Source organism: Pseudomonas sp. SM4 (genome assembly GCF_051913165.1).
Lineage (GTDB): Bacteria > Pseudomonadota > Gammaproteobacteria > Pseudomonadales > Pseudomonadaceae > Aquipseudomonas.
The window spans coordinates 254,565-279,465 of sequence record NZ_JBODOE010000009.1 but is presented as its reverse complement, the minus strand read 5'-3'; the positions used below and the strand labels follow the sequence as shown (position 1 = coordinate 279,465).

The 24,901-nt window shown below is 59.6% G+C and carries 25 protein-coding genes; 18 read left to right on the top strand and 7 right to left on the bottom strand.

Annotated features, from left to right (window positions below; all coding sequences use genetic code 11):
• Positions 1-203: 203 nt before the first annotated feature.
• Positions 204-635, top strand: a complete 432-nt coding sequence (locus tag ACQ4MY_RS18780) for an OsmC family protein (protein ID WP_008081156.1) — start codon at positions 204-206, stop codon at positions 633-635.
• 259 nt (positions 636-894) lie between these two features.
• Positions 895-1,134, top strand: coding sequence for a DUF1161 domain-containing protein (locus ACQ4MY_RS18775; RefSeq protein WP_008081158.1), 240 nt, complete (start codon positions 895-897; stop codon positions 1,132-1,134).
• Positions 1,135-1,140: 6 nt separating this feature from the next.
• Here the strand turns inward: ACQ4MY_RS18775 and ACQ4MY_RS18770 are convergent, their stop codons facing one another.
• On the bottom strand, positions 1,141-1,560 hold the full coding sequence (locus ACQ4MY_RS18770) for a PA0061/PA0062 family lipoprotein (protein ID WP_440096086.1): 420 nt from the start codon (positions 1,558-1,560) through the stop codon (positions 1,141-1,143).
• Positions 1,561-1,601: 41 nt separating this feature from the next.
• A complete protein-coding gene (locus ACQ4MY_RS18765) occupies positions 1,602-2,024 on the bottom strand; it encodes a PA0061/PA0062 family lipoprotein (protein ID WP_440096085.1) in 423 nt (140 codons plus the stop codon).
• A 60-nt stretch (positions 2,025-2,084) separates the two neighbouring features.
• Between ACQ4MY_RS18765 and ACQ4MY_RS18760 the strand changes: the two genes are divergently transcribed.
• Entirely contained in the window at positions 2,085-3,161 is a 1,077-nt protein-coding gene (locus ACQ4MY_RS18760) for an aminopeptidase (protein WP_440096084.1), read from the top strand.
• Between the two features lie 100 nt (positions 3,162-3,261).
• Here ACQ4MY_RS18760 and ACQ4MY_RS18755 read toward each other — a convergent pair whose 3' ends face one another.
• Both ACQ4MY_RS18755 and ACQ4MY_RS18750 read right to left on the bottom strand, forming a co-directional pair.
• The gene (locus ACQ4MY_RS18755) at positions 3,262-3,912 is read right to left on the bottom strand and encodes an HAD family hydrolase (RefSeq protein WP_440096083.1); all 651 of its coding nucleotides are present in this window, start codon (positions 3,910-3,912) and stop codon (positions 3,262-3,264) included.
• Between the two features lie 29 nt (positions 3,913-3,941).
• On the bottom strand, positions 3,942-4,487 hold the full coding sequence (locus tag ACQ4MY_RS18750; RefSeq protein WP_440096082.1) for a gamma carbonic anhydrase family protein: 546 nt from the start codon (positions 4,485-4,487) through the stop codon (positions 3,942-3,944).
• Positions 4,488-4,575: 88 nt separating this feature from the next.
• Between ACQ4MY_RS18750 and prlC the strand changes: the two genes are divergently transcribed.
• From prlC to ACQ4MY_RS18735, 3 genes are all read left to right on the top strand, one after another.
• Positions 4,576-6,627 carry an oligopeptidase A gene (gene prlC / locus ACQ4MY_RS18745; RefSeq protein ID WP_440096081.1) on the top strand — a complete coding sequence of 684 codons (2,052 nt, stop codon included), beginning with the start codon at positions 4,576-4,578 and terminating at the stop codon, positions 6,625-6,627.
• Positions 6,624-6,917: a YheV family putative zinc ribbon protein gene (locus ACQ4MY_RS18740; RefSeq protein ID WP_158830075.1), complete on the top strand. Its 294-nt coding sequence runs from the start codon at positions 6,624-6,626 to the stop codon at positions 6,915-6,917. The genes prlC and ACQ4MY_RS18740 overlap by 4 nt, the downstream gene beginning before the upstream one ends.
• 112 nt (positions 6,918-7,029) lie before the next feature.
• Positions 7,030-9,075, top strand: coding sequence for a M3 family metallopeptidase (locus tag ACQ4MY_RS18735; RefSeq protein WP_440096080.1), 2,046 nt, complete (start codon positions 7,030-7,032; stop codon positions 9,073-9,075).
• On the opposite strand, the gene ACQ4MY_RS18730 is transcribed toward ACQ4MY_RS18735, so the two are convergent.
• Positions 9,068-9,712, bottom strand: coding sequence for a dual specificity protein phosphatase family protein (locus ACQ4MY_RS18730; protein WP_440096098.1), 645 nt, complete (start codon positions 9,710-9,712; stop codon positions 9,068-9,070). The genes ACQ4MY_RS18735 and ACQ4MY_RS18730 overlap by 8 nt on opposite strands.
• A gap of 300 nt (positions 9,713-10,012) precedes the next feature.
• On the opposite strand from ACQ4MY_RS18730, the gene ACQ4MY_RS18725 reads away from it, so the two are divergent.
• The 6 genes from ACQ4MY_RS18725 to ACQ4MY_RS18700 all read left to right on the top strand — a co-directional run bounded on the left by ACQ4MY_RS18725 (position 10,013) and on the right by ACQ4MY_RS18700 (position 17,576).
• Positions 10,013-10,759: a gluconate 2-dehydrogenase subunit 3 family protein gene (locus ACQ4MY_RS18725; protein WP_158830073.1), complete on the top strand. Its 747-nt coding sequence runs from the start codon at positions 10,013-10,015 to the stop codon at positions 10,757-10,759.
• Positions 10,760-10,761: 2 nt separating this feature from the next.
• Positions 10,762-12,546 carry a GMC family oxidoreductase gene (locus tag ACQ4MY_RS18720; protein ID WP_440096079.1) on the top strand — a complete coding sequence of 595 codons (1,785 nt, stop codon included), beginning with the start codon at positions 10,762-10,764 and terminating at the stop codon, positions 12,544-12,546.
• A gap of 12 nt (positions 12,547-12,558) precedes the next feature.
• Positions 12,559-13,860, top strand: a complete 1,302-nt coding sequence (locus tag ACQ4MY_RS18715) for a c-type cytochrome (protein WP_440096078.1) — start codon at positions 12,559-12,561, stop codon at positions 13,858-13,860.
• 74 nt (positions 13,861-13,934) lie between these two features.
• Positions 13,935-14,993, top strand: coding sequence for a PA0069 family radical SAM protein (locus ACQ4MY_RS18710; protein ID WP_440096077.1), 1,059 nt, complete (start codon positions 13,935-13,937; stop codon positions 14,991-14,993).
• 237 nt (positions 14,994-15,230) lie between these two features.
• Positions 15,231-15,959 (top strand): carbonic anhydrase, encoded by a 729-nt coding sequence (locus tag ACQ4MY_RS18705; RefSeq protein ID WP_008081186.1) that lies wholly within the window; start codon positions 15,231-15,233, stop codon positions 15,957-15,959.
• Positions 15,960-16,049: 90 nt separating this feature from the next.
• Positions 16,050-17,576, top strand: coding sequence for a SulP family inorganic anion transporter (locus ACQ4MY_RS18700; RefSeq protein WP_008081189.1), 1,527 nt, complete (start codon positions 16,050-16,052; stop codon positions 17,574-17,576).
• 123 nt (positions 17,577-17,699) lie between these two features.
• Here ACQ4MY_RS18700 and ACQ4MY_RS18695 read toward each other — a convergent pair whose 3' ends face one another.
• Positions 17,700-18,350, bottom strand: a complete 651-nt coding sequence (locus ACQ4MY_RS18695) for a hypothetical protein (protein WP_008081191.1) — start codon at positions 18,348-18,350, stop codon at positions 17,700-17,702.
• 369 nt (positions 18,351-18,719) lie between these two features.
• Between ACQ4MY_RS18695 and coxB the strand changes: the two genes are divergently transcribed.
• The 4 genes from coxB to ACQ4MY_RS18675 all read left to right on the top strand — a co-directional run bounded on the left by coxB (position 18,720) and on the right by ACQ4MY_RS18675 (position 23,311).
• Positions 18,720-19,847 carry a cytochrome c oxidase subunit II gene (gene coxB, locus ACQ4MY_RS18690; RefSeq protein ID WP_440096076.1) on the top strand — a complete coding sequence of 376 codons (1,128 nt, stop codon included), beginning with the start codon at positions 18,720-18,722 and terminating at the stop codon, positions 19,845-19,847.
• A gap of 82 nt (positions 19,848-19,929) precedes the next feature.
• Positions 19,930-21,516 (top strand): cytochrome c oxidase subunit I, encoded by a 1,587-nt coding sequence (ctaD, locus tag ACQ4MY_RS18685; RefSeq protein WP_008081194.1) that lies wholly within the window; start codon positions 19,930-19,932, stop codon positions 21,514-21,516.
• 330 nt (positions 21,517-21,846) lie between these two features.
• Positions 21,847-22,398, top strand: coding sequence for a cytochrome c oxidase assembly protein (locus ACQ4MY_RS18680; protein ID WP_440096075.1), 552 nt, complete (start codon positions 21,847-21,849; stop codon positions 22,396-22,398).
• A gap of 25 nt (positions 22,399-22,423) precedes the next feature.
• Positions 22,424-23,311, top strand: a complete 888-nt coding sequence (locus ACQ4MY_RS18675) for a cytochrome c oxidase subunit 3 (protein ID WP_053125435.1) — start codon at positions 22,424-22,426, stop codon at positions 23,309-23,311.
• 9 nt (positions 23,312-23,320) lie between these two features.
• On the opposite strand, the gene ACQ4MY_RS18670 is transcribed toward ACQ4MY_RS18675, so the two are convergent.
• The gene (locus tag ACQ4MY_RS18670) at positions 23,321-23,524 is read right to left on the bottom strand and encodes a twin transmembrane helix small protein (RefSeq protein WP_016986462.1); all 204 of its coding nucleotides are present in this window, start codon (positions 23,522-23,524) and stop codon (positions 23,321-23,323) included.
• Positions 23,525-23,595: 71 nt separating this feature from the next.
• On the opposite strand from ACQ4MY_RS18670, the gene ACQ4MY_RS18665 reads away from it, so the two are divergent.
• Together ACQ4MY_RS18665 and ACQ4MY_RS18660 are read left to right on the top strand one after the other, a co-directional pair.
• The gene (locus ACQ4MY_RS18665; RefSeq protein ID WP_440096074.1) at positions 23,596-24,336 is read left to right on the top strand and encodes an SURF1 family protein; all 741 of its coding nucleotides are present in this window, start codon (positions 23,596-23,598) and stop codon (positions 24,334-24,336) included.
• Entirely contained in the window at positions 24,302-24,895 is a 594-nt protein-coding gene (locus ACQ4MY_RS18660) for a hypothetical protein (protein WP_440096073.1), read from the top strand. The genes ACQ4MY_RS18665 and ACQ4MY_RS18660 overlap by 35 nt, the downstream gene beginning before the upstream one ends.
• The last annotated feature ends 6 nt before the right edge of the window (positions 24,896-24,901 follow it).

Sequence of the window (24,901 nt, the reverse complement as noted above, 5' to 3'; positions counted from 1 at the left end):
CAAACGAAAACCTGCCGAATCCATAAGCTTGTTTGTGCAATAAGGGCATATACCCGAGTTTCAATAGCGGAGCCGAAATTTCCTACTAAAAAAGTCAACGATTCAGACGGGCTGAACTTTGTTCCGACGTCTATCCTCAGAAGCCTTGCAGGCAAAAACCACGACGGCGCGGCGTTTCCGCGTCAGATCTTGAGGAGGCAGACATGGCTATCGTGAAGAAAGCATCCGCACATTGGGCAGGCGATCTGAAAACCGGCATTGGCTCGATCTCCACTGAAACCGGTGTCCTCAGAGAAGCACCGTACGGTTTCAAGGCGCGCTTCGAGGGCGGCAAGGGCACCAACCCGGAAGAACTGATCGGCGCTGCACATGCCGGTTGTTTCTCCATGGCGTTTTCGATGATTCTCGGCGATGCGGGCCTTAAGGCTGACAGCATCGACACCCAGGCTGAAGTGACCCTCGATCAGGTTGAGGGCGGTTTCGCGATTACTGCGGTGAAGCTGATCCTCAAGGCGAAAATCCCGGGGGCCACACAGGCGCAGTTTGATGAGCTGAGCAAAAAGGCCAAGGAAGGGTGCCCGGTGTCGAAAGTGCTGAATGCGCAGATCAGCCTTGAGGCGACGTTGGTCAGTTGATTCGGAGTTAGCAGGTCCGACGCTATCGCGAGCAGGCTCACTCCTACAGGGAATTTTGGTCGATCACAGAAATTGTGTCCGCCGGAGATCAAATGTAGGAGTGAGCCTGCTCGCGATAGCGATCTCAACATCACCGCAAATCAGAAACTGTGCGTACATCTTGTGAGCGAAGTCAGAACTCGTTTTATGAAAATATGGTCGAATACATGACAGCAGCTTCAGCGCACGCCCGTGCGCGCTGCCTCAGGGAGCTTCACTCATGAAACGTATTGGCTTGGCGATCCTTTGCAGTGCACTGGCCACCTCGGTAGTTGCAGCACCGAAAGACTGCGAAGAACTGAGAAAAGAAATCGAGATCAAGATCCAGGCCAAAGCCGTGCCTTCGTACACGCTGGAAATTGTCAGCAAGGAAGAGGCGGCCAAGCACGATATCGCCATGGTGGTGGGTTCGTGTGAGAACGGCACCAAAGCGATCATCTATCAGAAGAACGACTCCTGATAACGCTTAAGGCACGCAGTTGATCTGCCGTTCTTCGGCAACGATCTGCCCCTGACGATTGATCAACCGGGCGCTTGGCGTGAAGGCCAGCGAGCGGGCTTCGAGCCGGTAACGTTGCCCGGCTTCGAAGTGGTCATAAGGCACGGTCATGTAACACAGCCGCTCCTGCGGGTCGGTGTCCATGCCCTGGCCGCCGCCGAAAATCTCGAAATCGAAGCGCACCGTCAGTTCATGACTGCCCGGCGTGACCTGAAAAAAGCGTCCGTCCTGCAGGCGCACATTGTCCAGCCGTTCCGCCATCAACACCTTGCCGCCGGGTGTCGGCATCGCAAAGTCGACCCAGGCTTTGCCGGGATCCGCCGCTGGCAGCGGGCTCTGGCAGCCGGCAAGCACACTTCCTACCAGCAACAACGTCAACCTGCGCATGATCAAATGTCCTTTGATGTGGACATCCAGCATACCGCCGATCAGGTCTTCTGACAGCCCGCCGGCGTGCCCTGCCCCACCACGTTGCGCTGCTCATCATAAAGTTTGGCCCAGGGCCGGAAACCGATGCTGCCGGCCTGCAATTGATAACGCTGACCGGCATTGAAATCCTTGAATTTCACGTTCATCCGGCAATCACGCCACAGCGGTTCGGCATCGGGGCCGATGTTGGTGGCGTCAACCGGAAACTGATAGCGCACCGTCAACTCATGGCTGCCGGGCTGTACCTCGAAGTAACGTTTATCGACGGCCGCGCTGCTATCGACCTTCAGCGCTTGCAGTGCCGTGTCCTGCTGCCGTGCATCAAGATCAATCCAGGCTTGCGAAGGGTCCGGATCGGGCATTCCGAAATGGGCACAACCGGCCAGCGTCAGCAGGCCTCCCGTCAGCATCAACATGCGCATAGCGGTGCTCCTTAAGGCGGGATAGTCTTGCGAGCAGACTCTCCGGGGGGATTTCTTATTTTGATCAGGCCGTTTGCAAGCCATGGGTTACTTGATCGCGTTTTTCGGGTTTTGTTTCCGGGTGTGATGTTTTTGTTGCTCAACGGTTGCGCCAGCGTCAGCTATTACGGCCAGTTGGCCAGTGGCCAACTGCAACTGTTGCGGGCGCGTGAGCCGGTGGCAAAGGTCATTGCCGACCCCAGCCGCGACGCCACGTTGCGCGCGCACCTGAGCCAATCGCAAAAGGCCCGTGCATTCGCCAGCGAGCATCTGCACCTGCCGGACAACCAGAGCTATCGCCTGTACGCCGACATTGGCCGGCCGTACGTGGTGTGGAATGTGTTCGCCACTCAGGAGTTTTCCCTGACGCCGCAGAATCATTGCTTTCCGATTGCCGGGTGCGTGGCCTATCGCGGCTATTACAGCCAGGGCGCGGCGCGGGGTGAAGCGGCGATCCAGCGCTTGCAGGGCATGGACGTGTCGATTGGCGGCGTCGAGGCTTACTCGACGCTCGGCTGGTTCAACGATCCGATCATCAACACGATGCTGGGCTGGGGTGATGAACGTTTGGCCACGCTGATCTTTCATGAGCTGGCGCATCAGCGCTTTTATGTGAAGGACGACACCGAGTTCAACGAGTCCTTCGCCACCTTTGTCGAGCAGGAAGGCACGCGGCAGTGGCGCGCGTTTCGCGGGTTGCCGGCGGATAAAGATTCTCGGCTCAAGCAACGCGATCAATTCATTGAGTTAGTCCTCGATACCCGCTCACGGCTGGAAAAGCTGTACGCACAGCCATTGCCGGCTGAGCGGATGCGCGAACGCAAAGCGGCCGAGTTCGAACAGTTTCGCCGGGATTATCGGGTGATGAGGGACAGCCAGTGGGCCGGGGACAAGCGCTATGACGCCTGGGTGAACGCGCCGCTGAACAATGCACGGTTGTTGCCGTTTGGGCTGTATGACCAGTGGGTGCCGGCGTTTTCGGCGTTGTTCAAACAGGTCGGGGGGGATTGGCTGAGATTTTATGCTGAGGTTGAGCGGTTGGGTGGGTTGCCGGTGACGGAGCGCAAGGCGGCACTGAAAGCGTTGGCAAAATCCTGATTTCGCATTGGCTGAGCCGACCCCTTCGCGAGCAGGCTCACTCCTAAAGGGGGAACGCATTCCAAATGTAGGAGTGAGCCTGCTCGCGATTGCAATCTGATCAGCGCCGCAGAAAGGCCTGATGCAACTCGTCCAGCGTTTCAAAGTGATAAGCCGGCGCCTCGGCATTCAGCTCTTCAAAACTGCCAAATCCATAACCGACCGCCGCCGCATCCAGTCCATTGCTGCGCGCACCGATCAGGTCGTGCTTACGGTCGCCGATCATCAGCGTATTCGCCGGGTCCAGCCCTTCTTCCTTCACTAGATGCGCAATCAACTCAACCTTGTTGGTGCGCGTGCCATCCAGTTCGCTGCCGTAAATCACTTTGAAATGCCGGGCGAAATCAAAGTGCCGGGCGATCTCGCGGGCGAATATCCACGGTTTGGACGTCGCGATATACAACTGCCGACCTTGGCCACCGAGGGTTTCCAGCAACGGTGTGACGCCGTCAAACATACGGTTCTCGTACAGGCCAGTGACCTTGAAACGCTCGCGATAGAAATTCACCGCTTCCCACGCCTTGGCCTCATCAAAGTCATAGAACTGCATGAACGCCTGCAACAGCGGCGGGCCGATGAAGTGTTCGAGCTTGGTCAGATCCGGTTCATCGATGCCGAGCTTGGCCAAGGCAAACTGAATGGAACGGGTGATGCCTTCACGCGGGTCGGTGAGGGTGCCATCGAGGTCGAACAGTACGGTTTGGTAATGCATGGGAATTCCTGGGCAGTCGCCAATTCAGTTCAGAGTGTGTCGTAGCCTTCGGCCAGATGCAGGTCCTTGAGCTTCACGTAGTTCGCCGCGCTGTAAGTGAAGAAGGCTTTTTCCTTGTCGGTGAGTTCTCGCACCTGTTTCACCGGGCTACCCACATAGAGGAAGCCAGTTTCAAGGCGCTTGCCCGGCGGCACCAGGCTGCCGGCGCCGATGATCACGTCGTCTTCAACCACCGCGCCGTCCATGACGATGCTGCCCATGCCGATCAGCACGCGGCTGCCGACGCTGCAGCCATGCAGCATGACTTTGTGGGCGATGGTCACGTCGTCGCCGATCAGCAGCGGAAAGCCGTCAGGGTTGAACGGGCCGGCGTGAGTGATGTGCAACACGCAGCCGTCCTGCACGCTGGTGCGCGCACCGATGCGGATGCGGTGCATGTCGCCACGGATCACGGTCAGCGGCCAGACCGAGCTGTCTGCGCCGATTTCGACGTCGCCGATCACCACCGCCGAGCTGTCGACAAATGCGCCTTTGCTCAGGCTGGGGGTGTGATTCTGGTACTTGCGAACGGACACGATAATTTCTCTCTCTGTCGCCGATAGCTGCGGTGAATGCCGATTGTAATTAAGATGGGGCAATGTTTCCCCAGCCAAGGTGCCAACCGTGAGCGTGAACAACCCTCTGCTGCAGTCCTACGACCTGCCACCGTTCTCCACGATCCGTGCCGAACACGTCCTGCCCGCCATCGAAACGATCCTGGCCGACAACCGCGCCGCCATTGCCGAAATCCTCAAGACCCAAGTGCAGAACCCGACGTGGGCCGGCCTGGTACTGGCGATGGACGAACTCAATGATCGCCTCGGCGCTGCCTGGAGCCCGGTCAGCCACCTCAACGCCGTGTGCAACAGCGCCGAACTGCGTGAAGCCTACGAATCGTGCCTGCCAGCCCTGAGCGCCTACTCCACCGAGATGGGCCAGAACCGCGAGCTGTTCCAGGCTTATGAAGCCCTGGCCAACAGCCCGCAAGCCGCCGGTTTCGACGTGGCGCAGAAGACTATTCTGGAACACGCCCTGCGTGACTTCCGTCTGTCGGGTATCGACCTGCCGGAAGCCGAACAGAAACGCTACGCCGAAGTGCAGAGCAAACTGTCCGAGCTGGGCAGCCGCTTCTCCAACCAGCTGCTCGACGCCACTCAGGCGTGGACCAAGCACGTCACCGACGAAGCCGCCCTCGCCGGCCTGACCGATTCGGCCAAGGCGCAAATGGCCGCCGCTGCTCAGGCCAAAGGCCTCGATGGCTGGCTGATCACCCTGGAATTCCCGAGCTACTACGCGGTGATGACCTACGCGCAAGACCGTGCGCTGCGTGAAGAAGTCTACGCCGCCTACTGCACCCGCGCCTCGGATCAAGGCCCGAACGCCGGCCAGAACGATAACGGCCCGGTGATGGAAGAGATCCTCGACCTGCGTCAGGAACTGGCCAGGCTGCTGGGTTTCGCCAGCTTCTCCGAACTGAGCCTGGCCACGAAAATGGCTGAATCCAGCGATCAGGTGCTGAGCTTCCTGCGCGATCTGGCCAAGCGCAGCAAACCGTTCGCCGCACAGGATCTGCAACAGCTGCGCGCCTACGCCGCCGAACAGGGCTGCGCCGATCTGCAAAGCTGGGACAGCGGTTTCTACGGCGAAAAACTTCGTGAACAACGCTACAGCGTTGCTCAGGAAACCCTGCGCGCCTACTTCCCGATCGACAAAGTGCTGGGCGGTCTGTTTGCCATTGTTCAGCGTCTGTACGGCATCGAAATCGCCGAACAGAAAGGCTTCGACACCTGGCACCCGGATGTTCGCCTGTTCGAAATCAAGGAAAACGGCCAGCACGTCGGCCGCTTCTTCTTCGACCTCTACGCCCGCGCCAACAAGCGTGGCGGTGCGTGGATGGACGGCGCCCGCGATCGTCGCCGCACCATCGACGGGGTTCTGCAAAGCCCGGTGGCCAATCTGGTGTGCAACTTCACCCCGGCCGACAGTGGCAAGCCTGCGCTGCTGACCCACGATGAAGTGACCACGTTGTTCCACGAATTCGGCCATGGCCTGCACCACCTGCTGACCCGCGTTGATCACGCCGGTGTTTCCGGGATCAACGGCGTGGCGTGGGACGCGGTCGAGCTGCCAAGCCAGTTCATGGAAAACTGGTGCTGGGAGCCGGAAGGCTTAGCGCTGATTTCCGCTCACTACGAAAGCGGTGAGCCGCTGCCGCAGGATCTGCTGGAAAAAATGCTCGCAGCGAAGAACTTCCAGTCCGGCCTGATGATGGTCCGTCAGCTGGAATTCTCGCTGTTCGACTTCGAACTGCACGCCACCCACGGTGACGGCCGCACTGCCGCGCAGGTGCTCGAAGGCGTGCGTGACGAGGTGTCGGTGATGCGTCCGCCAGCCTACAACCGCTTTCCGAACAGCTTCGCGCACATCTTCGCCGGCGGTTATGCGGCGGGTTACTACAGCTACAAGTGGGCTGAAGTGCTGTCGGCGGATGCCTTCTCGAAGTTCGAAGAAGACGGCGTGCTCAACGCTGAAACCGGTCGCGCCTTCCGCGAAGCGATTCTGGCGCGCGGCGGTTCGCAGGCACCGATGGTGCTGTTCGTCGACTTCCGTGGCCGTGAGCCGTCGATTGACGCACTGTTGCGCCACAGCGGCCTGAGTGAGGACGCGGCAGCATGAGTGACGGGCCTGTGATTACCAAGAAACGCTTTATCGCCGGGGCCGTCTGCCCGGCGTGCAGCGAGCCGGACAAGTTGATGATGTGGAACGAAGACAGCGTGCCGCACCGTGAATGTGTGGCTTGCGGTTACTCCGACACGCTCAACGAGCAAGGGCTGTCGGTGCCGAAAGAACTGGGCACGCGGGTCAACACCAGCGCGATCAGCAAACCGGCACCGGACAAAACCGTGCAAGCGGTACAGTTTTTCCCCAACCCGAAGCTGAAGAAAAAGCCTGACGAGCAACACTGACGTGTCATCCACCTTTCACCGTTTTTGCGGTGAAAGGTGGTAACTATGTACCACCCTTCCTCTGCGCTTCCTGATTAGGCTGGCTCTTCAGCCATCCCTCAAGGAAGACGTCATGCCTGATTCCAATCCGCTGTTACAACGCTGGACGCTGCCTCCGTGGTCGACCGTGCGTGCCGAACATCTAGTGCCGGCAATCACCGCAATCGTGACCAACAACCAACTGATCATTGAACACGTGATCACCAGCCAGACCGAGCACCCGAACTGGGACGATCTGATCCTTGCCGTCGATGAAGCCGATGCGACATTGGCGGAAACCATGGCGGTGATCGAATACCTTTCGATGGGCAAATCAGCCGATAGCGCGTGGGAAAAGGCCAGTGCGCAGTGCAGGCAAATCGACGAGCAATACCAGACTGACAAATCAGCGAGCGTGCCGTTGTTCCGTACGTTTCAACGCTTGGGCAGCAGCGCGGCCGCTGTCCATTTCAATGCCGCGCGCAAAGCCTCGCTGGCAAAGATCCTGCGCGGGTTTCGCTTGTCCGGAATTGAGTTACCCACCGCGCAACAGGAAAGACTCGCCCGTCTGAATAGACTAATCGGCTTGCTCGAGCGACTGTTTTCAAGCCAGATCGAACTCGCCAATGCCGCGTGGACCAAGCACATCACCGATGTCACGCTGCTCGCCGGGCTCAGCCCGCACAGTCAGGCGCAACTGGCACTCCAGGCCAGGCAGGCCGGGCTCGACGGCTGGCTGCTCACGCTGGACCAGAACACTTGCCAGCAAATCCTGACCTACGCGCGCGACCGAGCCTTGCGCGAGGAATATTTTATTGCCTGGAGCACCCGCGCCTCCGATCAGGGCCCGCAGGCGGATCAGTTCGATAACGAGCCGGTGTTGAGTTTGCTGCTGGCTTTGCGTCACGAGAAAGCCCAAGTGCTGGGCTTCAACAATTTCGCCGAGTTGCGCCTCGACAACCGGGTGATCACCAACACCACTCAGGTCAGCGCCTTTCTGCGCCAGCAGATAGCGCTGGCGAAACCTTTGCTGGAGCAGGAGGCGCAAACGCTGCGAACGTTCGCCGATCAGCAGGGCTTCGGGACGATTCAGGCGTGGGATGAGGATTTTCTCGCCGAGCAATTACGCGTGCAGCAACTGGACGGCGCCCTGCAGGGCTTACGCCAGTACTTCCCGCTGGAGAGCACGTTGCGCGGGTTATGCCGGTTCAGCGAACACCTGTTCGGTATCGCGATTCGCGAGCAACTCACGTTTGATCGCTGGCATGAGCAGGTGCGCCTGTTCGAGGTCAGTGAGCACGACCAAGTGATCGGGCACATCTATCTGGATCCGTACGCGGCTGAGAATGCGCCCGACTATGCCTGGACAGGCACCGTGCGTAATCGGCGAATCAATGCCGAAGGGCGCTTGGCGACGCCGATAGCCGTGCTGTCGAGCAATTTCACCGCCCCGACGGCTGAGCACCCGTGCCTGCTTTCGCATCACGATCTGCGGGTGCTGCTCCATGAATTCGGGCATTGCCTGCAACAGGTGCTGACGCGCTCGCCGCACTTCAATTTGTCAGGCATTTCACAATTCGCCCGCGATAGCGCCGAATTCACCGGGCAGTTGTTTGAGCAATGGTGTTTGTCGCAGGAGTTTCTCCTGTGGCTGGCGGCGCACCATCAAACGGGGGAGCGTCTGACCGCAGAGCGGGTCAACACCGCACTGACCGCGCTTGAGGCACAGACCAGCAGGGCCACGGCGATGTTGCTGATGGGGGCGTTACTGGATTTTGAATTGCACCAAAGCCACGGCGACGGCCGCAGTATTGCGCAGGTATTCGAGGCGGTGCAGCGCGAATTTCCCACGCTACAAATGCCGGACTATTGCCGGTTCGCCAACAGCTTCGATTATCTGGCCACCGGCTACGAAGCCTCGGTGTATGCCTACAAATGGTCAGGCGTGCTGGCGACCGAGGCGTTCAAACGTTTTCAGCACGATGGCGTGTTCAACCCGCACACCGGGCGGGCGTTTCGCGAAGCGTTTTTATCCGGCGATTCGTCTTCGCTACTGAGCGCCATGCAAATGTTCCTCGGTCAGCCCGTCAGCCTTGAACCCACGGCAGTCGAAGGCGAATTGAACCCTGCGCTTACTTGAGATTCACCGACTGCAACCAACTCTTCATCGAGCAGGTAGCGAATGCGCTGGTGCTGCAATCACCATTGGCCAGCGCCGTGCGCAGTTTGTCGACATCAGCCTGCATCACGTAGCGCACGCTGTCGCGAAAGTGCCCGCTCTCGCCGAATCCGCCTTGGGTCATTTCGCTCAAGGCGTCCTCTTTGCTCCAGCCTTGCACCACCACACGGTACATGGCGGCCATCAGGCCCGTGCGGTCGGAGCCGTGTTTGCAATGCATCAGCACCGGGCCGTTGGCTTCAGCAGCCTGAATGGCGCGCAGGGCTTTGAGGACATCGGCGTCGTCGACGTGGTTGGTGCGATACGGCAGTTGTACTTGATTGATGCCCGGCTCCGACAGCCAGTTGCTGTCCGCTTCCGGGAGGAAGTTGATCACCGTGGCGACCTTGAGATTTTTCAGCAGCGGCACCGCGCCGCCATCGGGTAATGCGCTGCGATAGAGCGTTGGCGACATCTGGAACAGGTTGTATTGCACCTCGACCGGCTGCGCCCATTCAGTCGGGCGAACAGCCGTTGCCGACGCGGCGTGGGCCGGCATCCAGGGCAGCAGCACTACAAGCGATAAACACAAAGCAGAGAACAAGCGCACTCGAGACATGCTGGTGACCGTGTCGGGATTCATCGATGAGAGGAACCATAGCTTCGATGTTCGGCGGTCAAAGCCCCGTGAGCCGTTTGTAAAAGAATCGTCAATCAGCGCTGTTTCATGGCGTACAGCCAACAAAAACCGCTCTTTTTCCACTGAATCGGTTCATCCCGAAGCTTAGCCTGCTACCATTTGTCACACGATGTTGCAGACGCGCCCCCCTTTTCCGGGTCATCCGGCCGCGTCGCGACGAAAAATCCTCAAGCCGTTCGCAGAAACGGTTACCCCCTGATGCCTGATGAGGTGCACCCCATGTCTGATGAAAGTCGAGACAACCCGCGGCGTGAGTTTTTGCGCAAATCCCTGACCCTGATCCCGGTGGTCACCCTGGCCGGCACCGGTCTGGGCAGCAGCGTGCTGCAAGCGGCGCCCGCAGCTGCGCCTGCTGCTCCGGCCGGGCAAGCCGCTCGCGCTGACGCCGGCGCGTATCAGCCGAATTACTTCACCGCCGAAGAATGGGCGTTCATCAATGCCGCCGTAGCGCAATTGATCCCTAACGATGCCCAAGGCCCAGGCGCGCTCGAAGCCGGTGTGCCGGAATACATCGATCGCCAGATGAATACGCCGTACGCCGCCGGCGCCCTCTGGTACATGCAAGGCCCGTTCAACGCCGACGCCGCTCCGGAAATGGGCTGGCAGAGCAAACTGGTGCCCAAAGAGATCTATCGCCTCGGCATCGCCGCCACGGATCAGTGGGCAAAATCCCTCAACGGTAAAGTATTTGCTGAGCAAGACAGCGCTACCCGAGACGATTTGCTCAAGCAACTTGAAGCCGGCAAACCACAGTTCGACGCGGTTCCGGCGAAGATTTTCTTCAATCTGCTGCTGCAAAACACCAAGGAAGGGTTCTTCTGCGACCCGATCCACGGTGGCAATAAAGGCATGGTCGGCTGGACCATGATCGGCTTCCCCGGCGCCCGCGCCGATTTCATGGATTGGGTGGAACGCAACGAGCAATACCCCTTCCCGGCAGTTTCGATTCGCGGCGAGAGGGCGTAAGCATGGCAACGGTAATGAAGAAGGTTGACGCAGTCATCGTCGGTTTCGGCTGGACCGGCGCAATCATGGCCAAGGAACTGACCGAAGCAGGTCTCAATGTGCTGGCACTGGAGCGCGGGCCGATGCAGGACACTTACCCCGACGGCAACTATCCACAGGTGATCGACGAACTCACCTACAGCGTGCGTAAAAAACTCTTTCAAGACATCTCCAAAGAGACCGTCACCATTCGCCACAGCGTCAACGACATCGCCCTGCCGAACCGCCAGTTGGGCGCGTTCCTGCCGGGCAACGGCGTCGGCGGTGCCGGCCTGCACTGGTCGGGCGTGCACTTCCGGGTCGACCCGATCGAGTTGCGCATGCGTAGCCACTACGAAGAGCGCTACGGCAAAAGCTTCATCCCCAAGGACATGACCATCCAGGACTTCGGCGTCAGCTATGAAGAGCTGGAGCCGTTTTTCGATTTCGCTGAGAAAGTCTTCGGCACCTCCGGCCAGGCGTGGACGGTGAAAGGTCAACTGGTGGGTCAGGGCAAAGGCGGCAACCCATACGCGCCCGATCGCTCCAACCCGTTCCCGCTGGAAGCGCAGAAGAATACGGTGTCCGCACAGCTGTTCGGCAAAGCGGCTACAGAAGTCGGTTACAAACCTTACAACCTGCCTTCGGCAAACACCTCCGGGCCGTACACCAACCCTTACGGCGCACAAATGGGCCCGTGCAACTTCTGCGGTTTTTGCAGCGGTTATGTTTGCTACATGTACTCCAAGGCTTCGCCGAACGTGAACATTCTGCCGGCGCTGAAACCGCTGCCGAATTTCGAGCTGCGCGCCAACGCCCACGTGCTGCGGATCAACCTCGACAGCACCAAGAGCAAAGCCACCGGCGTCACCTACGTCGACGGCCAGGGCCGCGAGATCGAGCAACCGGCGGATCTGGTGATCCTCGGTGCGTTCCAGCTGCACAACGTGCGGTTGATGCTGCTCTCCGGCATCGGCAAACCGTACGACCCGAAGACTGGCGAAGGCGTGGTCGGGCGTAACTTCGCCTACCAGAACATGGCGACCATCAAGGCGTTCTTCGACAAGGACACTCACACCAACAACTTCATCGGCGCTGGCGGCAACGGCGTGGCGCTGGATGACTTCAACGCCGACAACTTCGACCACGGCCCGCACGGCTTCGTCGGCGGCTCGCCGATGTGGGTCAACCAGGCCGGCAGCCGGCCGATTGCCGGCACCTCGAACCCGCCGGGCACCCCGGCCTGGGGCAGTGACTGGAAACGAGCGACCGCCGATTACTACACCCACCAGGTGTCGATGGACGCCCACGGCGCGCATCAGTCCTACCGTGGCAACTACCTCGACCTCGATCCGGTGTACCGCGATGCCTACGGTTTGCCGCTGCTGCGGATGACCTTCGACTGGCAGGAAAACGACATCAAGATGAACCGTTTCATGGTCGAGAAAATGGGCAAGGTTGCCGAAGCGATGGGCCCGAAAGCCATTGCGGTGATCGGCAAGAAAGTCGGCGACCACTTCAACACTGCGTCCTACCAGACTACCCACCTCAACGGTGGCGCGATCATGGGCACCGATCCGAAGACCAGCGCGCTGAACCGTTACCTGCAGAGCTGGGACGTGCATAACGTCTTCGTTCCGGGCGCCTCGGCGTTCCCGCAAGGCCTGGGCTACAACCCGACCGGGCTGGTTGCTGCACTGACCTACTGGTCGGCGAAAGCGATCCGCGAGCAGTACCTGAAAAACCCCGGCCCGCTGGTTCAGGCTTAAGGAGCGATGACCATGAAGAATTTCGTTATCGCGACTTTGGCCCTGCTCGGCAGCGCCTCAATTCATGCGGCTGAAGTTGATCAAGCCTTGATCAAACAAGGCGAATACCTTGCCCGCGCCGGTGACTGCGTAGCCTGCCACACCGCCAAGGGCGGCAAGCCGTTCGCCGGTGGTCTGCCGATGGAAACGCCGATCGGCACGATCTATTCGACCAACATCACCCCGGATAAAACCGGCGTCGGTGAATACAGCTTCGAGGACTTCGATCAGGCCGTTCGCCATGGCGTCGCCAAAAACGGTAGTACGTTGTACCCGGCGATGCCTTATCCGTCCTACGCGCGTGTCAGCGAAACCGACATGCAGGCGCTGTATGCGTACTTCATGCATGGCGTAGAACCGGTCGCGCAAGAGAACAAGGCCAGCGATATTCCGTGGCCGTTGAGCATGCGTTGGCCATTGATGGGCTGGCGCTGGATGTTTGCGCCGAAGGTCGAGGACTACCAAGCAACCAGTGCCGACCCGGTGATCGACCGAGGGGCGTATCTGGTTGAGGGCCTCGGCCATTGCGGCGCCTGCCACACGCCACGTGCGCTGACCATGCAGGAAAAATCCTTAAGCGCAGCCGATGGCAGCAACTTCCTCGCCGGCAGTGCGCCGCTGGAAGGCTGGATCGCCAAGAGTCTGCGCGGCGATCACAAGGACGGGCTCGGCGGCTGGAGCGAAGAGCAACTGGTGCAATTCCTCAAGACCGGTCGCAGCGATCGCAGCGCGGTGTTCGGCGGCATGAGTGATGTGGTCACCCACAGCATGCAATACATGACCGACGCCGACCTGACCGCCATCGCCCGCTACCTCAAGTCGCTGCCGGCCAATGACCCAAACGATCAACCGCATCAGTACGACGAAAAAGCCGCCAAAGCGCTGTGGAACGGCGACGACAGCCAACGCGGTGCCTCGGTGTACATCGACAACTGCGCGGCCTGTCACCGCACCGATGGTCACGGCTACACGCGAGTGTTCCCGGCACTGGCGGGCAATCCGGTGCTGCAATCGGAAGATCCGACCTCGCTGATTCACATCGTGCTCAAGGGCGGCACCTTGCCGGCGACGCACACCGCGCCTTCTACTTTCACCATGCCGGGTTTCGCCTGGCGCTTGTCGGATCAGGAAGTCGCGGATGTGGTGAGTTTTATTCGTGGCAGTTGGGGTAATAAGGGTGCGCCGGTGAAGGCTGCTGATGTTGCCGAGCTGCGCAAGGAGGATATGAAACACACCTCCAGCGATGACCTCGGTCAGGTAACACAGCACAACTGACCAGTCGCCCGACGGCACTAGCCAGATGCTCAACGCCCCGATACTGTGTGCATATACAGTATCGGGGCGTTTTCATGTCTACTCCATTGCCACCTCGCGGTCGCGGCACCGCGACCAACCCGCACAACCGCTTTGCACCGAATCGTTCGGTGGCCGAGGACGACGGCTGGTATCAGGAAGTGCCCGAAACACAGAACACCGAGGTGATGATCGAAACCGCGAAAACCATCATTACCCGTAACACTTCGCCGGATCTGCCCTTCGATCGCTCGATCAATCCCTACCGCGGCTGTGAACACGGCTGTATCTATTGCTACGCGCGGCCCAGCCATGCCTATTGGGACATGTCGCCGGGGCTGGATTTCGAAACCCGGCTGATCGCCAAGACCAACGCCGCTCAGGTATTGGAAGAACAACTGAGCAAACGCGGTTATCAATGTGCGCCGATCAATCTGGGCTCCAACACCGATCCATACCAACCGATCGAGCGCGAACACAAGATCACCCGCCAGACCCTCGAAGTGCTGCTGCGCTACAAGCATCCGGTGACCATCGTCACCAAAGGCTCGCTGATCTTGCGTGATCTCGACCTGCTCACCGAGCTGGCGCAGCAGCGGCTGGTAGCGGTGATGATCAGCCTGACCACGCTGGACGATGAACTCAAACGCATTCTGGAACCGCGCGCGGCGGCGCCCAAGGCGCGATTGCGCGCTATTCGGGTAATGCGCGAAGCAGGGATTCCGGTCGGTGTGCTGTGTTCGCCGATGATTCCGATGATCAACGACAGCGAGATCGAAAATCTGCTCAACGAGGCCCACGCCGCCGGCGCGCAAAGTGCCGCCTACATGATGTTGCGTCTACCGCTGGAGGTGGCGCCGCTGTTCGAAGAATGGCTGCAGGCGCACTATCCGCAACGGGCGGCGCATGTCTTGAGCCTGATCCGTCAGAGCCGTGGCGGCGAGCTGTACGACAGTCGTTTTGGCGCACGCATGCGCGGCGAAGGAGTGTTTGCCGATCTGTTGGCTCAGCGGTTTGCGAAGGCGATTAAACGTCTTGGTCTGAATCATCGCGAAGGCTACAACCTCGATTGCACAGCCTTCTGTCCGCCGGGTCGCCAGATGTCGTTGATTTAGCGACAATTAGCTCTGGGTTGAGGGGTTGGAATCCTTCCGTCGAAAGTCGCCAGTCACGTTTTTTGTGACCTGGAACACACGTTCTAGAGCGTTTGATTCAGTTTGAGTTAAGTTTCGGCGGCTACCTTGTTCATCGAGTGACTGACCGGTCGGGATGACCGGGATAGTTTAAACAGCCACTGGCTTCATACCGGAATACCGGGGAAGATTCCCTGAATCCGTCAAAGAGGATGAATCATGAGTGATAAGGATAAACAGCCGCTGGCTGCGTCGGCGCAAACCCCAGAAGCGGAATCCGCCGATGCAGCGCTGCGCCAGATCGTAGATGGCTTTTTGCATTTTCATCATGAGGTTTTTCCGCAGCAGGAAGAACTCTTCAAGAAACTCGCCACGGCCCAGTCGCCAAAAGCGATGTTCATCACCTGCGCCGACTCGCGCATCGTCCCCGAGCTGATCACCCAAAGCTCGCCTGGCGACCTGTTCGTGACCCGTAACGTCGGCAACGTTGTCCCGCCTTACGGCCAGATGAACGGCGGCGTGTCCACCGCGATCGAATACGCGGTATTGGCCCTCGGCGTGCAGCACATCATCATCTGCGGCCACTCCGATTGCGGCGCCATGCGTGCGGTGCTCAACCCGGACAGCCTGGAAAAAATGCCGACGGTCAAAGCCTGGCTGCGCCACGCCGAAGTCGCGAAAACCATGGTGCATGACAACTGTCACTGCGCCGACGAAAAAGAAAGCATGCCGATCCTCACCGAGGAAAACGTCATCGCCCAGTTGCAGCACTTGCGTACCCATCCTTCGGTAGCCTCGCGCATGGCGAACGGTCATTTGTTCATCCATGGCTGGGTCTACAACATCGAAACCAGCGAAATCAAAGCTTACGACGCGGATCAGGGACGCTTCCTGCCGCTCGATGGCAGCCATCCGATTCCGGTGGCGACGCCCAAAGCGCGCTTCTAAATCCTCCTAAACATCTGTGTGGTTTGACGCCGGTCGCTGATTCAGCGACCCGGCCTTGCCATGCCTGAAGAAAACTTCGGGAGAATCGCCATGCGTGCGGCTCAATTGAAAGCGGTGTTGCCACGGGAGCTGCTCGCTTCAGTGGTTGTGTTTCTGGTCGCCCTGCCGCTGTGCATGGGCATTGCGATTGCCTCAGGGTTGCCGCCGGCCAAGGGTCTGATCACCGGGATCATCGGTGGTCTGGTGGTCGGTTGGCTGGCGGGTTCGCCGTTGCAGGTCAGTGGACCAGCGGCGGGTCTGGCGGTATTGGTCTTTGAACTGGTGCGCCAGCACGGCATCGAGATGCTCGGGCCGATTCTGCTGCTCGCCGGTTTTCTGCAACTGGTGGCCGGACGCTTGAAGCTCGGGTGCTGGTTTCGGGTTACAGCGCCAGCGGTGGTGTACGGGATGCTGGCGGGGATTGGTGTGTTGATCGTGCTGTCACAGGTGCACGTGATGCTCGATGCGTCACCGAAACCTTCAGGGCTGGATAACCTCACGGCGTTCCCGGCAGCCGTGGCGCAAGCGCTGCCGTCGTTCGGCTGGCAGGCCGGGTTGCTCGGGCTGTCGACGATTGCGGTGATGTGGTTGTGGGAGAAGTTTCGCCCGCATTCGCTGCGTTTCGTACCTGGTGCATTGCTCGGTGTCGGCCTGGCGACAGGGGCGAGTCTGCTGCTGGCGTTACAGGTGAAACGCGTTGAAGTACCGGCGAATCTGGCGGAAGCCATTGATTGGCTCAGGCCTGCCGATCTGCTCAGCCTGGCTGACCCGACGCTGCTGATCGCGGCGTTCGCCGTGGCGTTTATCGCCAGTGCGGAAACCCTGTTGTCTGCCGCCGCAGTGGATCGTATGCACAGCGGTGTACGCTCGGACTTTGACCGTGAACTGTCGGCGCAAGGTATCGGCAATATGCTCTGCGGCCTGGTCGGCGCGCTGCCGATGACCGGGGTCATCGTGCGCAGTTCGGCCAACGTTCAGGCCGGCGCGACCACGCGTTACTCGACGATCTTCCATGGCCTGTGGCTGTTGGCGTTCGTGCTGTTGCTGTCGAGCGTGCTGCAAAGCATTCCGGTGGCGAGTCTGGCGGGCGTGCTGGTGTATACCGGTTTCAAACTGGTCGACCTCAAGGCGTTTCGTGGTCTGGGTCGTTATGGACGGATGCCGATGTTCACTTACGCGGCGACGGCGCTGGCGATCATCTTCACAGACCTGCTGACGGGTGTGCTGATCGGTTTCGGTATGACCCTGCTGAAACTGGCGTTCAAGGCTTCGCGGTTGAAGATCAGCCTGATCGATCTGCCGCAGGAAGGCGAAATGGAGTTGCGTCTGGTCGGCGCGGCGACCTTCCTCAAGGTGCCGGCACTGACGCAAGTGCTGGGTAGCATTCCGCTGGGCACGACGGTGCATGTGCCGCTCAATAACCTGAGCTACATCGACCATTCGTGTCTGGAGTTGCTGGAGGAGTGGGGCCGGGCGAATGCGGCGAAGGGCTCGAAACTGTTGATCGAATCGCGAGGCTTGAAGCGCAGGCTTGAAGGGCGGATTCGCACAACAACAGGCATCGGTGCAGCCGGATAAATTTGCTGGCTGAACTCAACCGCTGTAGGAGCTGCCGCAGGCTGCGATCTTTTGATCTTGATTGTAAAAAACAAGGTCAAAAGATCGCAGCCTGCGGCAGCTCCTACATTGGATCGTGTGAACTCAGGCGGCGGGCTGGTCGAGTTCCAGGCCCACACCCAGGCGGCGGCCCATGCACGGCCAGCGTTTCCACGCGGCGCCGGTGTCCGGACTGCTGAGTTTGTCGCGGTAGGCTTCTACCGATTCCAGGGCAAAACTCTCGTCGTTGAGCATCTCGTCGATGGCGTGATGCACCGCTTCGTCCAGTTGGTTGGCAAATTCCTCACCGATCAATTGGTGAGCAATCAAGTTGGCGACTGTCATGTCCAAGGGGATCAATGGCTGGCCGAAATGCTTGATGTACAGGTCGTTGACCTCTTCGACAAAACGGTGCGCCAGATAGGCTTCGTCGAGCAGGCTGTCCAGGCCAACGTGCCCGGCCATGATGGCCGGCGGCTGGAGGAAATACTGCTCGGCGATTTTCAGCACCGGTTTGATCTGCGATTCGATTCCCGCTTCCCTGGCGACTTCATTGGCTGCGTCCAGCAGGTCCGGCACTTCATCGATATAGGCGGCGACAAAACGCGTCAGCACACCATTGGCGTCGGCTTCCGGTAACTGGATCGACGGGTGTAGATGCGGCAGCTTGCTTTCCAGCTGACGGGTCAGCAGGCCAGTGTCTTTCTCATGTTGTTGGGCTGTTTGGATCTGCTCGCGCAATGCGGCGGTGTTCATGAAAACTCCAGGAAACAAGGCAATGAAATAGGGAAGACATAAGTTAGCTGGCTTACGAAAAATGCTAAGACGCATTTGTCATAATTATTTCATCCTTGATGCAGCTGCGTTATATCGATTTGCCACCACTCGTCTGCATCCTTCTCCATTCGTGCCCTCGAATGCAAGCACCCGCTGTTTCAGATCATTTACTTCAGCACATTGCATTTCTCAGCCGCTGACTATACTCGCCAGTGAATGGAGTTAGCTGATGACGCCCGACTGCACCCGCAGCAAGGCCCGGCGATTCAAGTTCGTAGTCTGATGCAGCCGCTCCCTTGCCGCAGGCGAAAGCCGGCGGGATAACAAGAACGATAAGGGGAACCCGCAATGATGCGACATCCACACGTCTGGATGGGCCTCCTGTTGTGGTCGATTTTCAGTCCGGCACACGCTGCCTGGACTGTGAATATGGCGCCTGGAGCGACTGAAATCAGTCACGCAGTATTCGACCTGCACATGACCATTTTCTGGATCTGTGTGGTGATCGGGATCATCGTCTTCGGCGCCATGTTCTGGTCGATGATGGTGCACCGCCGTTCTACCGGGCAGGTCGCCGCAAAATTCCACGAAAGCACCACCGTCGAAATTCTCTGGACCGTCGTACCGTTTCTGATTCTGGTGGCGATGGCCGTGCCGGCGACTGCCACCCTGATCAAGATGTACGACACCAGTGAGCCGGATATCGATATCCAGATCACCGGCTATCAGTGGAAGTGGCACTACAAATACCTGGGTCAGGACGTCGAGTTCTTCAGCAACCTGGCCACCCCCGCCGAGCAGATCCACAACAAGGAAGCCAAGGGCGAGCACTACTTGCTCGAGGTCGACAAGCCATTGGTGCTGCCGACCGGGGCCAAGGTGCGCTTCCTCGTGACCTCCGCCGACGTTATTCACTCCTGGTGGGTACCGGCCTTCGCGGTCAAGCGCGATGCGATTCCAGGGTTCGTCAACGAGGCGTGGACGCGCATCGACAAGCCCGGCATTTACCGTGGCCAGTGCGCCGAACTGTGCGGCAAGGATCACGGCTTCATGCCGATCGTGGTCGAGGTCAAGGACAAGGCCGACTACGACAAATGGCTTGCCGAGCGCAAAGCCGAAGCCGCGCAGCTTAAAGAGCTGACCAGCAAGGAATGGACGCTCGACGAACTCAAGGAACGCGGCGACAAGGTCTATCACACCACTTGCGTCGCCTGCCACCAGGCCGAAGGCCAAGGCCTACCGCCGATGTTCCCGGCGCTCAAGGGCTCGAAAATCGCCACCGGCCCGAAAGAAGGCCACTTGAGCATTGTCTTCCACGGCAAGCCCGGTACCGCCATGGCGGCGTTCGGCAAGCAGCTGTCGGAAGTCGATATCGCAGCGGTCGTGACCTACGAACGTAACGCCTGGGGCAACAACAAGGGCGACATGGTCACGCCAAAAGAAGTGCTGGAGCTGAAACAGGCGGAAAGCAAATGAGCCGGTCTATCGCGTACTTCGTGAACCGGCCGGGGCAACGCGCCCCGGCCCGCCCCATCCACTCACGTAAAGGAGACCGGTCATGAGCGCTGTCATCGATGACCACGGTCATGCCGACCACGCCCACGGCCCCGCCAAAGGCCTGATGCGTTGGGTGCTGACCACCAACCACAAGGACATCGGCACGCTGTACCTGTGGTTTGCGTTCTGCATGTTCCTGCTCGGCGGTACGTTCGCGATGGTGATTCGCGCCGAGCTGTTCCAGCCGGGGCTGCAAATCGTCGAGCCGGCGTTCTTCAACCAGATGACCACCATGCACGGTCTGGTGATGGTCTTCGGTGCGGTGATGCCGGCCTTCGTCGGCCTCGCCAACTGGATGATCCCGTTGATGATCGGCGCGCCGGACATGGCCCTGCCGCGGATGAACAACTTCAGCTTCTGGCTGTTACCGGCGGCATTCCTGATCCTCGTCTCGACCCTGTTCACCCCCGGTGGCGGGCCGAACTTTGGCTGGACGTTCTATGCGCCGCTGTCGACGACCTACGCGCCGGAAAGCGTGACCTTCTTCATCTTCGCCATCCACTTGATGGGGATCAGTTCGATCATGGGCGCGATCAACGTCGTCGCGACCATTCTCAACCTGCGCGCCCCCGGCATGACGCTGATGAAAATGCCGCTGTTCGTCTGGACCTGGCTGATCACCGCGTTTCTGCTGATCGCGGTGATGCCGGTACTCGCCGGGTGCGTAACGATGATGCTGATGGACATCCACTTCGGCACCAGTTTCTTCAGTGCGGCCGGTGGCGGTGACCCGGTGTTGTTCCAGCATGTGTTCTGGTTCTTCGGGCATCCCGAGGTGTACATCATGATTCTGCCGGCATTCGGCGCCGTCAGCTCGATCATCCCGACCTTCTCGCGCAAGCCGCTGTTCGGCTACACCTCGATGGTCTATGCGACGGCGAGCATTGCCTTCCTGTCGTTCATCGTCTGGGCGCACCACATGTTCGTGGTCGGCATTCCGCTGGTGGGCGAGCTGTTCTTCATGTACGCGACGCTGCTGATCGCGGTACCGACCGGGGTGAAGGTGTTCAACTGGGCCAGCACCATGTGGCAAGGCTCGCTGACCTTCGAAACGCCGATGCTGTTTGCCGTGGCGTTCGTGATCCTGTTCTCCATCGGCGGTTTCTCCGGGTTGATGCTGGCCATCGCCCCGGCGGACTTCCAGTATCAGGACACCTACTTCGTGGTCGCGCACTTCCACTACGTGCTGGTGCCGGGGGCGATTTTCGGGATCTTCGCGTCGACCTATTACTGGCTGCCGAAATGGACTGGCCACATGTACGACGAAACCCTCGGCAAGCTGCATTTCTGGCTGTCGTTCGTCGGCATGAACCTGACCTTCTTCCCGATGCACTTTGTCGGACTGGCGGGGATGCCGCGACGGATTCCGGACTACAACCTGCAGTTCGCCGACTTCAACATGGTCTCGTCGATTGGCGCGTTCATGTTCGGTGCGACGCAGATTTTCTTCCTGTTCATCGTGATCAAAACCATTCGCGGCGGCCCGCCAGCACCGGCCAAACCATGGGATGGCGCGGAAGGTCTGGAGTGGAGCGTGCCGTCACCGGCGCCGTACCACACCTTCACCACACCGCCGGAAGTGAAATGAATATCCAGCCTTTTGTGAAATTTGTGCAAAGGCACAGGTCCCCTGTAGATGTTCACAGATATTCTCTGGATGCACACAGATCCCCTGTGGATGCTCACAGATATTCTCTGGATGCACACAGATCCCCTATGAATGCTCACAACTCTTATTGGGCAGTACACAGATCCCCTGTGGCGAGGGGATTTATCCCCGCTGGGTTGCGAAGCAGCCCCAAAATCTGCAACCGAGATTTATCAGGCAAACCGTGTGCGCTGGATTCAGGGCTGCTGCGCAACCCAACGGGGATAAATCCCCTCGCCACAAAGGCATCACCGATAGGGGGTGGAAGCCATGCCTGACTCGATCTCGACGAAGAAACTCGTCACCCGCCTCCTCGGTGTCGTGGTGGCGATGTTCGTTTTCGGCTTTGCCCTGGTGCCGATCTACGACGTGATGTGCAAAGCCTTCGGCATCAACGGCAAGACCGCCGGGCAGTACGAGGGCGAGCAAGTGGTCGACACTTCGCGCCAGGTGCGTGTGCAGTTTCTGTCGACCAACACCGCCGACATGCCCTGGGACTTTTACCCCAAGCATGACGAACTCACCGCCAATCCCGGCGCAGTCAACGAAATGATCTTCATCGCGCGCAACCCCACCGACAAACCGATGAGTGCGCAAGCCGTGCCGAGCATCGCGCCGAGTAACGCGGCGGCGTATTTCCACAAGACCGAATGCTTTTGCTTTACCCAGCAAGTGCTGCAGCCCGGTCAGCAGATCGAGATGCCGGTGCGTTTCATTGTTGACCGCGACATGCCCAAGGAAGTGAAGCACCTGACGCTGTCCTACACGCTGTTCGATATCACTGCCCGACATCCGCCGGTGGCTGTAAACACTGGCGGTTGAGCGTGCCCGATAAGGAGAACAATAAATGGCAACTCATGAGCATTATTACGTTCCGCCGCAAAGCAAATGGCCGATCATTGCGACCTTCGGCATGGCCATCACCGTGTACGGCCTGGCCGTCTGGTTCAACGATCTGAAGGCGGCGCGCCCGGAATCCCACGGCCCGTACATCTTTTTCGTCGGTGGCCTGTTGCTGGCGTACATGCTGTTCGGCTGGTTCGGCGCGGTGATCAAGGAAAGCCGCGCGGGCCTCTATAGCGCGCAGCTGGATCGCTCGTTTCGCTGGGGCATGAGTTGGTTCATCTTCTCCGAGGTGATGTTTTTCGTCGCCTTCTTCGGTGCGCTGTTTTACGTGCGCCACGTCTCCGGCCCGGCGCTCGGCGGGGAAGGCACCAAAGGCATCGCGCACATGCTCTGGCCGAACTTCCAGTTCACCTGGCCGCTGCTGCACACGCCGGATCCGAAACTGTTCCCGCCACCCAAGGACGTCATCAGCCCGTGGGGCCTGCCGCTGATCAACACGATTCTGCTGGTCAGCTCCAGTGTGACCATCACCATCGCCCACCATGCCTTGAAGAAGGGCCATCGCGGCGCGCTGAAAATCTGGCTGGCGATCACCGTACTGCTCGGTTGCGCGTTTCTTGGTTTCCAGGCTGAGGAATACATTCACGCCTACCACGAACTGGGCCTGACCCTCGGTTCGGGCATTTATGGCGCGACGTTCTTCATGCTCACCGGTTTCCACGGCGCCCACGTGACCATCGGCACGATCATTCTGTTTGTGATGCTGATGCGCATCATGAAGGGCCACTTCGACAACGAGCACCAGTTCGGCTTCGAAGCGGCGAGCTGGTATTGGCACTTCGTCGACGTGGTGTGGATCGGCCTGTTTATCTTCGTTTACGTACTCTGAGGAACAACCCTACCAAGGTGCATGCGAGACCAATTGGCCGCTGTAAAAGCCCCAGGCGATCAAGCCGACGGTGCCAGCGGCCAGTGCCACCCGAACACTCAAGGCGATGACCAGGCGATTGGAACTGCTGTCGTCCTTGACCAGGAAAAACAGGCCGCTGAACAGGCTGATCACCGTGGCAATCAGCATCAGGACGATCGCTGTTTTGAGCATGGGAAGAACTCCGGGGGACAGGCGATGCAATTGAGTATAGCGAGCGCAACGACTGACTTTGTGGCGCGGCCATGAAGCGCTTTCGTCCGGGCGTGATTCCGACCGTGGTGGTGGCGTTATTGCTGCCGCTGCTGGTGTCGCTGGGCTTTTGGCAACTGAGCCGGGGCGCCGAGAAAACCGCACTGCTCGCCAGTTACGCCGAACGCCGCGCGGCCGAGCCGATGGCCAGCATTGAGTTGCTGAACAGCGCCGATCCGGCCTATCGCCGCGTGCACCTGCATGGCCAGTTCGATGCCGCGCACAGTTTGCTGCTGGATAACCGCCAACGTAACGGCAAAGTCGGCGTCGAGTTGCTGCAACCGTTTCAGGATCAACGCAGCGGTTTGTGGCTGCTGGTCAACCGCGGCTGGTTGCCGTGGCCGGATCGCCGCGTACCGCCGCAATTCACCACGCCCACTGAAGCGTTGAATGTCGATGCCTGGGTCTACGTCGCCCCCGGCGCCACTTTCCAGTTGCACGCTGATCCAGTCAGCAGCACTTGGCCGCAAACCATCACTGCCGTCGAACCCGCCAAGCTGTGGCAAACCCTCGACCGCGACGGCTTCGCCTACGAATTACGCGCCGAACCCGGCCCGGCCAGCTACGAGGCCGATTGGCCGGTGGTTGCGATGGGCCCGGAAAAACACCTCGGTTACGCCGTGCAGTGGTTCGCCATGGCCACCGCCCTGCTCGGCCTCTACGTCTATTTGGGCTTGCACAACGCAAAGGAGAAACACCATGGGAACGGCCATGAATCCACCCAGCATGTCTGAGGCGAAACCTGCCGCCAGCCGCCGTCGCGGGCGCGTTCAGCTGCTGCTGATTTTGCTTGGCGTGATTGGCCCGATGGTGCTCGCCACCGGCATGTACAAATTGCAGTTCTGGGTCCCGGACGGACGCAGCTATCACGGCGAACTGATCGGCAACGGCCAGACCCGCGCTGACCTCGGTGTGCAGGCCGATGAAGCGCGTTGGCAGATCCTGGTCACGGCGCCGAAAGATTGCGCGGTGGATTGCCAGCAACTGGTGTATCTGGCGCGGCAGATCCAGATCGGCCTCGGCCGCGATGCCGGCCGCGCCAGCCATGCCCTCGCCGTTGCGCAACCGGTCAGCACTGATTACGACGCCAAGCTCAACCGCGAATATCCACAGCTGCAACGCTACCCGCTGGACGCCGCTGTGTTCAGTAAAACCACGGGCGACAAAGCCACGTCGCAGCTGTGGATCATCGACCCCCACGGCAACCTCGTGCTGCGTTACGAGCCGAATGTGAAAGGCAAGGATCTGCTCAACGACCTGCGGCACCTGCTGAAACTGTCGAACATCGGATAAGGGCAT

What these genes read in the sequence shown, in the direction of transcription:
- ACQ4MY_RS18780 (WP_008081156.1), top strand. Translation starts at nt 204, where the DNA reads ATGGCTATCGTGAAGAAAGCATCCGCACATTGGGCAGGCGATCTGAAA.
- ACQ4MY_RS18775 (WP_008081158.1), top strand. Translation starts at nt 895, where the DNA reads ATGAAACGTATTGGCTTGGCGATCCTTTGCAGTGCACTGGCCACCTCG.
- ACQ4MY_RS18770 (WP_440096086.1), bottom strand. Translation starts at nt 1,560, where the DNA reads ATGCGCAGGTTGACGTTGTTGCTGGTAGGAAGTGTGCTTGCCGGCTGC.
- ACQ4MY_RS18765 (WP_440096085.1), bottom strand. Translation starts at nt 2,024, where the DNA reads ATGCGCATGTTGATGCTGACGGGAGGCCTGCTGACGCTGGCCGGTTGT.
- ACQ4MY_RS18755 (WP_440096083.1), bottom strand. Translation starts at nt 3,912, where the DNA reads ATGCATTACCAAACCGTACTGTTCGACCTCGATGGCACCCTCACCGAC.
- ACQ4MY_RS18740 (WP_158830075.1), top strand. Translation starts at nt 6,624, where the DNA reads ATGAGTGACGGGCCTGTGATTACCAAGAAACGCTTTATCGCCGGGGCC.
- ACQ4MY_RS18735 (WP_440096080.1), top strand. Translation starts at nt 7,030, where the DNA reads ATGCCTGATTCCAATCCGCTGTTACAACGCTGGACGCTGCCTCCGTGG.
- ACQ4MY_RS18730 (WP_440096098.1), bottom strand. Translation starts at nt 9,712, where the DNA reads ATGTCTCGAGTGCGCTTGTTCTCTGCTTTGTGTTTATCGCTTGTAGTG.
- ACQ4MY_RS18725 (WP_158830073.1), top strand. Translation starts at nt 10,013, where the DNA reads ATGTCTGATGAAAGTCGAGACAACCCGCGGCGTGAGTTTTTGCGCAAA.
- ACQ4MY_RS18720 (WP_440096079.1), top strand. Translation starts at nt 10,762, where the DNA reads ATGGCAACGGTAATGAAGAAGGTTGACGCAGTCATCGTCGGTTTCGGC.
- ACQ4MY_RS18715 (WP_440096078.1), top strand. Translation starts at nt 12,559, where the DNA reads ATGAAGAATTTCGTTATCGCGACTTTGGCCCTGCTCGGCAGCGCCTCA.
- ACQ4MY_RS18710 (WP_440096077.1), top strand. Translation starts at nt 13,935, where the DNA reads ATGTCTACTCCATTGCCACCTCGCGGTCGCGGCACCGCGACCAACCCG.
- ACQ4MY_RS18705 (WP_008081186.1), top strand. Translation starts at nt 15,231, where the DNA reads ATGAGTGATAAGGATAAACAGCCGCTGGCTGCGTCGGCGCAAACCCCA.
- ACQ4MY_RS18700 (WP_008081189.1), top strand. Translation starts at nt 16,050, where the DNA reads ATGCGTGCGGCTCAATTGAAAGCGGTGTTGCCACGGGAGCTGCTCGCT.
- ACQ4MY_RS18695 (WP_008081191.1), bottom strand. Translation starts at nt 18,350, where the DNA reads ATGAACACCGCCGCATTGCGCGAGCAGATCCAAACAGCCCAACAACAT.
- coxB (WP_440096076.1), top strand. Translation starts at nt 18,720, where the DNA reads ATGATGCGACATCCACACGTCTGGATGGGCCTCCTGTTGTGGTCGATT.
- ctaD (WP_008081194.1), top strand. Translation starts at nt 19,930, where the DNA reads ATGAGCGCTGTCATCGATGACCACGGTCATGCCGACCACGCCCACGGC.
- ACQ4MY_RS18680 (WP_440096075.1), top strand. Translation starts at nt 21,847, where the DNA reads ATGCCTGACTCGATCTCGACGAAGAAACTCGTCACCCGCCTCCTCGGT.
- ACQ4MY_RS18675 (WP_053125435.1), top strand. Translation starts at nt 22,424, where the DNA reads ATGGCAACTCATGAGCATTATTACGTTCCGCCGCAAAGCAAATGGCCG.
- ACQ4MY_RS18670 (WP_016986462.1), bottom strand. Translation starts at nt 23,524, where the DNA reads ATGCTCAAAACAGCGATCGTCCTGATGCTGATTGCCACGGTGATCAGC.
- ACQ4MY_RS18665 (WP_440096074.1), top strand. Translation starts at nt 23,596, where the DNA reads ATGAAGCGCTTTCGTCCGGGCGTGATTCCGACCGTGGTGGTGGCGTTA.
- ACQ4MY_RS18660 (WP_440096073.1), top strand. Translation starts at nt 24,302, where the DNA reads ATGGGAACGGCCATGAATCCACCCAGCATGTCTGAGGCGAAACCTGCC.